Origin of the sequence: Microbacterium sp. 71-23 (assembly GCF_001897265.1) — a bacterium.
Classification (GTDB): Bacteria; Actinomycetota; Actinomycetes; order Actinomycetales; family Microbacteriaceae; genus Microbacterium; species Microbacterium ginsengisoli.
In genome coordinates, this window is record NZ_MKSL01000012.1 from 339648 (window position 1) to 346325 (window position 6678).

Consider the following 6678-nt stretch of genomic DNA (forward strand, 5'->3'; position numbering starts at 1 on the left):
AAAGAGCCCGCCCATGACCACCTCGACCGTTCCCACGGCCGCCCGCACCGCCTCGCGCCTCGCGATCCCCTTCCTCGGCGTCCTCGCCGCCGTACAGGGATCCGCCCCGAACATCGCCAGCACCGCGCTCGTCGGAGCGAGCCGTGGGCTCGACATGGTCGGCGGCGATCAAGCCCTCGCCGCCTCTGTGCAGACCCTGGCGATCGCGGCATCCGTGATCACCACCGGACTGCTCGCCGACCGCATCGGCCGTCGCCGCATGCTCGTCATCGCGCTCGTGACCGGCATCATCGGCCAGCTCGTCGTCGCCGCGGCGCCGACGGCCCTCGTCTACATCCTCGGCCAGGCCATCACCGGCATCGGACTGGGCGCGGTCTATGCCGCCGCGTTCGCCTTCATCCAGGTGCTCGCCGCGCCCGGAAAACTTCCTGCCGCCGTCGCGACGTTCGCGGCGGTCTCGGGCGCCTCGGCCGTGCTGTTCACCTTCAGCGGCGGCATCCTCGCCGGCATCGACTGGCGCCTCGCGTTCGTGCTCGTGCCGGTGCTCTCGGCGCTGAGCATCATCGCCGCGTTCGCACTGCTGCCGAACACGCCCCCGTCGGTCACCGAGTCGCGCGACGTGTGGGGTCAGGTGCTGATCGTGGCAGGCATGGTCGTCTTCCTGTACGGCGTCTCGCAGCTCGCGACCTCGCTGACCAGTCCGCTCACCTGGGCGATCATGGCGCTCGGCGTGCTGCTGCTGCTGTCGTTCGTCTTCCAGCAGTCGCGGGTGCGCAACCCGTTCTTCCCGGTCTCGCTCTTCCGTCGCCCCCTGTTCCTCGCCGCCCTGTGCGCGGGCTTCATCTTCAACTTCGGCGTCGCCGCATCGTTCCTGCAGCTGACGAACTTCTGGCAGTACGTGCTCGGAATGGCCCCCAGCGAGGTGGCGATCTGGCAGCTGCCGATCACGCTCACCTCGATCGTGGGTGCGATCGTGCTGGGCCGCCTGATGACCCGTGGGATGAGCAGCCAGCTGTCGATCCTCCTCGGCGGCATCTTCGCGGCCGCCGGATTCATCGCCGCCGCGCTCGTGCGCGACGCGACGAGCCCGCTCGCCTTCGTGCCCGCCGGCATCCTCATCGCGCTGGGAGCCACCGCGGCGGCACTGCCTTACGGAACCCTGATCCTCGGCGAGGCGCCGGCGGAGTTCTACGGACCGGTCACGAGCTCGCGCACCGCCTTCGGGCAGCTGTTCTACTCGCTCGGCACGGCGATCTCGACTGTCGCCGTCACGCAGCTCACGATCGGCGGCATCGTCTCGCGTCTGGGGGCGAGCGGTCAGTCCAGCTCGCAGATCACCGACGCGCTGACGGCTGTCGGCACCTACGCCAAGGGTGGGGCGAAGCCGGATGCCGCGGTGTTCCAGGCCGCGGTGAGCGCCTATCAGGACGGCTTCGGCATCCTGATGCTCGGCATCGCCGTGCTGGCGCTGATCGTCGGCATCACAGGATACGCGCTCGTCGTGCGCGGACAGCGGGCGAAGGACCTCGCCGCCTGAGGCAGATACGCAGTGAACGGGGGCGATCCGAGCGGATCGCCCCCGTTCTGCCGTTGCGGGACGCGCGGGAGTTGCTATCCTTGAACTCTCAGCCGAATCGATTCGATCATGGTTTCCCCACCTGACGAACGCGACGCGTGACGTCCCGGCCGAGCAGGCCCTCGCCGTCGGCCCCGGCCTTCCGCCCGCGAACACGAAGATCCCCACGTGCTCAACACCGCCCCGAACCCCGTCGTCCCCACCACCGGGTCCACGCCCCGCGTACCCTCGTCCACCGGCGCCATCCGAACGCTCGGCGCCAACCCCGCGACCGCGCCGATCATGCTGCATCCCGGCGATGCCATCCCGGTGCGTCGACGCGCGCTCTACGTCATCATCCTCGGCGCTCTCACCGCGCTCGGCCCGTTCACGATCGACCTCTACCTGCCGGCGTTCCCGGTGCTCGAGGCCGACTTCCAGACGACGGCGGCAGCCATCCAGCTCACGCTCACCGGCACCATGCTGGGCTTCGGGCTGGGCCAGCTTCTGGTCGGCCCGCTGAGCGACAGGTTCGGCCGCCGCATCCCCCTGATCGTGGTGACGGCCCTGCACGTGCTCGCGAGCATCGCCGCGGCGATCGCCCCCGATCTGGTCCTGCTCGGCATCTCGCGGGTGTTCATGGGCATGGGCGCTGCCGCCGGTGGCGTCGTCGCGATGGCGGTCGTCCGCGACCTCTTCGGCGGCAAGCGGCTCGTCATGATGTTGAGCCGACTTGCGCTGGTGTCGGGCACCGCGCCCGTGCTCGCCCCGCTCGTGGGCTCGGCGCTGTTGACCGTGATGCCGTGGCGCGGCATCTTCGTCGTGCTGGCCGCCTACGGGCTCGTGATGCTCGTGTGCACGGTGCTGATCATCCCCGAGACGCTGCCGGCCGCGCGCCGCAACGTGCCCGGTGGGCGGGCTGTCATCGCCCGCTACCGTCGCGTGCTCGGAGACCGCGTCGTCATCGGTGTTCTCATCATCGGGGCGATGGCGTTCTCGGGTCTCTTCTCCTACCTGTCGTCGTCGCCGTTCCTGTTCCAGCAGGGGTTCGGTCTGAACGCCCAGGAGTACGGACTCGTCTTCGCGTCGAACTCGATCGGTGTGGTCGTCGGGGTGCAGGTGTCGTCGCGTCTGGCGGCTCGATTCGGTCCGCAGTGGGTGCTCGCGTTCTCCACCGCGGCTCTCGTGCTGTCGGGCATCGCGATCATCGTCGCCGACCAGCTGCAGCTGGGTCTGTGGGGAGTGCTGATCCCGCTGTTCTTCTTCATGACGTCTGCCGGATTCACCTTCCCGAGCACGCAGGTGCTCGCGCTCGATCGCCACGGTGCCGCCGCCGGCACGGCGGCATCGCTGTTGGGCGCCGCGAACTTCGGCGTCGCCGGTCTCATCTCGCCGCTCGCGGGACTCGTCGAGCATGGTGCGCCGATCACGGCGACGACGATGGCCGGCGTGATGGTCGTGTGCGGCGTCATCGGTGTGGCGGCGCTCTGGTTCGTCGTGCGCCCCCGTACGGTCGGTCAGCTCACGCCCTGACCGCGTCGCGCAAGCCCCCACCTCCGGTGGCACGGCCGGCGTAGCGTCGACGTATGACGACTTCCCGATCGTCCGCCGCCCCCGACGACGGTGCTCCTCGCGTGCCCGATCCCCGTGCAGTCCCGACCGGGCGTGAACCGCTGCTGCGGGCCGAGTCCCGTCCGGACGGCACGGCGCCGCGCGCGCTCGTGCTGGGGGCATCCGGGTACATCGGCGGACGCCTCGTGCCGCGGCTGCTCGCGGCCGGCTATCGGGTGCGGGTGCTCGCGCGCGACCCCGCTCGCATCGCGGCACTCCCGTGGGGAGGCCAGGTCGAGGTCGTTCCGGGCTCCGCCGAAGACGCGGATGCCGCGGCCGCCGCGACCGGCGATGTCGACGTGCTCTTCTACCTCATCCACTCCATGAGCGCCGGGACCCACTTCGAGGACCTCGACCGGCGGGCCGCCGCGACGATCGCCGCGGCGGGGGCGGCGGCATCCGTGGGTCGCATCGTCTATCTCGGGGGACTGCACCCCGACGGCCGGCTGTCGCGGCACCTGCGCTCACGCACCGAGGTCGGGGAGATCCTCGCGGACAGTGGGGTGCCGACGTTCACGCTGCAGGCGGGCGTCGTGATCGGGTCGGGCTCGGCGTCGTTCGAGATGGTGCGCCACCTCACCGACGTGCTGCCGTACATGCCCGCGCCGCGGTGGGTGCGCAATCAGATCCAGCCGATCGCGGTGCGCGACGTGCTGCACTACCTCATGGGTGCCGCGCGGGCGGATGCCGCGGCCGCCGGCGCGTACGACATCGGCGGACCCGACGTGCTGCGCTATGGCCAGATGATGAACGGGTACGCGGTGGAGGCGGGGCTTCCGCAGCGGGCGATCGCCGCGCTTCCCGTGCTGACCCCCGGCCTCGCCTCGCACTGGGTGAATCTCGTCACCCCGATCCCGCGGTCGATCGCGCGGCCACTCGTGGAGTCGCTGCAGCACGACTGCGTCATGAAGGACCACCGGGTCGATGCGGTGATCCCTCGTCCCGACGGCGGACTGACGCCGTACCGCCGGGCCGTGCGGCTCGCCCTCGGACGGGTCGCCGCCGACGACGTCGAGACGAGCTGGCAGGACGCCGAGGTGCTGGGTGCGCCGAGCGATCCGCTGCCGAGCGACCCGGAATGGGCCGGTCGCACCGTCTACACCGATCGCCGCGAGGCCCGGACACGGGCGCGACCGGAGGCGCTGTGGTCGGTGATCGAGGGCATCGGCGGCGCGAACGGCTGGTATTCGTCGCCGCTGCTGTGGGCGGCGCGCGGCTGGATGGACAAGCTCGCCGGCGGTGTCGGCCTCGCGCGGGGCCGCCGCAGCACCTCCCGGGTCGTCGAGGGCGACGTCGTCGACTTCTGGCGCGTCGAGAAGGTCGAGCCCGGGCGAATGCTGCGCCTGCGCGCCGAGATGCGGGTGCCGGGGCTCGCCTGGCTCGAGCTCGGCTGCGCTCCCGATGGCGACGGCGCGCGGTACACGCAGCGGGCGGTGTTCTTCCCGCAGGGCCTGTCAGGCCGCCTCTACTGGCTGTCGGTGCTGCCGTTCCACGGCGCCATCTTCCGGGGCATGGCGAATCGCATCACTGCCGCCGCCGAGGCCGAGACCACTCGATGATGCGGCGGTACCCTGGGTCCATGAGCTTCCGGGCGGCCGTGCTGACGGTGTCGGACCGTTCCGCCTCAGGTGAGCGACCCGACACCTCCGGTCCCATCGCGGTGCAGGCGCTCCGAGGCACCGGGTGGGCGTGCGAAGAGGCGATGATCGTCGCCGACGGCAAGGACTCCGTCGCTCGCGCGCTCGTCACCCTGGTCGGCAGCGGCGTGCGGCTCATCATCACCAACGGCGGCACGGGCATCGGTCCGCGCGACCAGACCCCCGAGGGGACGCGGTTCATCCTCGAGACCGAGATTCCCGGCATCGCCGAGGAGATCCGCAGGCGGTCGGCGATCGACAAGCCGTCGGCTGCGCTGTCGCGTGGTGTCGCGGGACTGGCGGGAGGTGCGCTCATCGTGAACCTGCCGGGGTCTCCGAACGCCGTCTCGGCCGGTGTCGCCTTCGTGCTCGAGATCGCCCGTCATGTGATCGACCAGGTCGACGGGCGCGACCATTGAGCGCCGCATCGGCGTCCGCGCCCGCGTGCGTGCTCGCGCGCATCAGCGCCGCGTCCCTCGACCTGTCCCAGCACATCGACGCCGTCGACGACCCGGCGTGTGGCGCCGTGACGACCTTCATCGGTCGGGTGCGCGACCATGATCCGGATGCCGCGGCATCCGTCGTCGCCCTGGAGTACACCGCCCACCCCGACGCCGAGACGGTGCTCGCCGCGATCGCCGAGCGGGCGGCGGCGGGAACCGTCGCGCGGGTCGCGGTCAGCCACCGGATCGGTCGGCTCGCGGTCGGCGAGGATGCCGTCATCATCGCGGTCTCGGCGCCGCACCGGGCGGCGGCGTTCGACGTCTGCCGCGAGGTGATCGAGCAGATCAAGCTCGAGCTGCCGGTATGGAAGAAGCAGCTCACCAGCGACGGGGAGTCGCTGTGGAAGGGGCTCGGGGGCTGACGCCGGCCCGCGGCGCAGCCTCCCGCTCAGCCGCCCGCGAACGGCGGCAGCACGTCGATGGTCTCGGAGCCCGTCAGCAGGTGCTCGTCATCGACGCGTGCGCCGTCGACGAGCAGCGCGCACCGCGGGAGGACGCCGTCGAAGCCCGGGTGGGCGGCCAGCAGCTGCGCGCGCAGCTCACCGACGGTCGCGGCGCCGCGCTGCTCGGCCGGAGTCCCGGCGATCTCTTCGGCGGCGGCGAAGTAGCGCACGGTGACGCTCACGCGCGGGGGCTCCCCGCGGCATCCGCGTTCAGCTCACCGGGACGCACCCACGCGCCCGACCGGCCGCCCTCCTTTGCGACGATGCGCACGTTCTCGATCGACGTCGCCCTGTCGAGCCCCTTCACCATGTCGACGATCGCGAGGGCGGCGACCGAGACGGCGGTGAGGGCCTCCATCTCGACGCCGGTGCGATCAGCGGTGCGCACCGTGGCGACGATCTCGACCCCGCCGTCGACGATGTCGAGGTCGACGACCGCGCCGTGCACACCGATGACGTGGGCGAGGGGGAGCAGCTCCGGGGTGCGCTTCGCGCCCTGGATGCCCGCGATGCGGGCGACGGCGAGCACGTCGCCCTTGGGTACGGCGCCGTCGCGCAGGGCGGCGACCACCTCGGGGGCGCAGCGCACGAAGCCGCGGGCGGTCGCAGCGCGCACGGTGGGCGACTTGGCGGTCACGTCGACCATGCGCGCGTGGCCGGCGTCGTCGATGTGCGTGAAGCTCATGTCACCAGCATGGCACCGCCACGTGGGCGGCCGGCGTCGGCGAGGTCGAGCGCTCAGCCGAGCAGCATGACATCGAGCAGGTCGCCGGCGGAGACCTCGTCGATGTCGGCGGGCACGATCGCGTACGCCTCGGCGCGTGCGAGGCCTCCCGCCAGGTGCGATCCCGACCCGCCCGCCGTCGCCGGAGCGACGGTCCACGCGGCCGGGTCGCTGCGGTCGATCACGGCGGGCAGGTACTGGCGGC

At 71.7% G+C, this 6678-nt stretch carries 8 protein-coding genes (1 of these 8 cut by a window edge); 5 read left to right on the plus strand and 3 right to left on the minus strand.

What is annotated here, in order from left to right; all coding sequences use genetic code 11:
- Positions 1–13 precede the first annotated feature (13 nt).
- The 5 genes from BGO15_RS05900 (at position 14) to BGO15_RS05920 (ending at position 5668) form a co-directional block, all read left to right on the plus strand.
- A complete protein-coding gene (locus BGO15_RS05900; RefSeq protein ID WP_045247310.1) occupies positions 14–1537 on the plus strand; it encodes an MFS transporter in 1524 nt (507 codons plus the stop codon).
- Positions 1538–1744: 207 nt separating this feature from the next.
- Positions 1745–3088, plus strand: a complete 1344-nt coding sequence (locus tag BGO15_RS05905; RefSeq protein ID WP_048809130.1) for a multidrug effflux MFS transporter — start codon at positions 1745–1747, stop codon at positions 3086–3088.
- Between the two features lie 53 nt (positions 3089–3141).
- A complete protein-coding gene (locus tag BGO15_RS05910; RefSeq protein WP_082486358.1) occupies positions 3142–4725 on the plus strand; it encodes an SDR family oxidoreductase in 1584 nt (527 codons plus the stop codon).
- Between the two features lie 20 nt (positions 4726–4745).
- On the plus strand, positions 4746–5222 hold the full coding sequence (locus BGO15_RS05915; RefSeq protein ID WP_045247309.1) for a MogA/MoaB family molybdenum cofactor biosynthesis protein: 477 nt from the start codon (positions 4746–4748) through the stop codon (positions 5220–5222).
- Complete coding sequence (locus BGO15_RS05920) at positions 5219–5668, plus strand: molybdenum cofactor biosynthesis protein MoaE (RefSeq protein ID WP_235557443.1); 450 nt, start codon at positions 5219–5221, stop codon at positions 5666–5668. The genes BGO15_RS05915 and BGO15_RS05920 overlap by 4 nt, the downstream gene beginning before the upstream one ends.
- A 26-nt stretch (positions 5669–5694) precedes the next feature.
- Here BGO15_RS05920 and BGO15_RS05925 read toward each other — a convergent pair whose 3' ends face one another.
- The 3 genes in view from BGO15_RS05925 to BGO15_RS05935 are tightly spaced (at most 53 nt apart) and all read right to left on the minus strand, a layout consistent with a single transcriptional unit that may run on beyond the window.
- Positions 5695–5931: a MoaD/ThiS family protein gene (locus BGO15_RS05925; protein WP_045247308.1), complete on the minus strand. Its 237-nt coding sequence runs from the start codon at positions 5929–5931 to the stop codon at positions 5695–5697.
- The gene (gene moaC / locus BGO15_RS05930; protein WP_056519429.1) at positions 5928–6434 is read right to left on the minus strand and encodes a cyclic pyranopterin monophosphate synthase MoaC; all 507 of its coding nucleotides are present in this window, start codon (positions 6432–6434) and stop codon (positions 5928–5930) included. Before moaC ends, BGO15_RS05925 begins: the two co-directional genes overlap by 4 nt.
- A gap of 53 nt (positions 6435–6487) precedes the next feature.
- Positions 6488–6678, minus strand: partial view of a molybdopterin molybdotransferase MoeA gene (locus tag BGO15_RS05935; protein WP_286747525.1) — the 3' end only. Its footprint extends 1042 nt past the window's final position; only the last 191 of its 1233 coding nucleotides appear in the window; the start codon falls outside the window, past its right edge — the gene reads right to left on this strand; it ends in the stop codon at positions 6488–6490.